At 35.1% G+C, this 584-nt stretch carries 1 protein-coding gene; it reads left to right on the top strand.

Annotated features, from left to right (window positions below; translation table 11 throughout):
* Nucleotides 1-68: 68 nt before the first annotated feature.
* Nucleotides 69-584, top strand: a 516-nt coding sequence (locus ACCC84_RS23900; RefSeq protein ID WP_371902440.1) for a beta-class carbonic anhydrase, incomplete at its 3' end; no start/stop codon positions are given.

The following is a 584-nucleotide window of genomic DNA, read 5'->3' as shown; positions in this document are numbered from 1 at the left end:
GCTATATTTACTTATAACACAGAGGACACAACAAAAAAATACATCTAGATTTAAAGGAGGTTACAAATATGTTATTACAAGAAATTCTATCGTTCAATGAACATTTTGTAGAAAATAAGGAATACGCTCCTCGTGAAGCGACAAAAATGCCTAAAAAACGTATGGTTGTTGTTTCTTGCATGGATGCTCGTTTAATTGAGCTACTTCCAAAAGCTTTAGATATACACGATGGTGATGCAAAGGTTATCAGAAATGCAGGTGGTAAAATTGCTTCTGCTTTCGATAGTGTTATGCAAAGTGTTGTAGCATCAGTATACGATTTAAATGCAGATGAAATCTTCCTTATTGGACATCATAGATGTGGCGCGAGCCAAACGAATCCAAAAGGAACACTTCAAAAAATATTAGATCGCGGAGTAGCTTCATCAGAAATTTTATCAGCAATTGAATATGCTGGTATTGACCTTGAAAAATGGTTATTCGGATTCGATGATGTTTGCGACTCAACGCAAGCTAATGTTGATTTAGTAAGAAATCATCCACTTATCCCAAAAGATGTTCCTGTACATGGTTTAGTTATTGAC

This window comes from Serratia odorifera (assembly GCF_041448735.1).
GTDB classification, from domain to species: Bacteria; Pseudomonadota; Gammaproteobacteria; order Enterobacterales; family Enterobacteriaceae; genus Serratia_F; species Serratia_F odorifera.
This window is presented reverse-complemented; position numbering and strand designations above follow the sequence as displayed.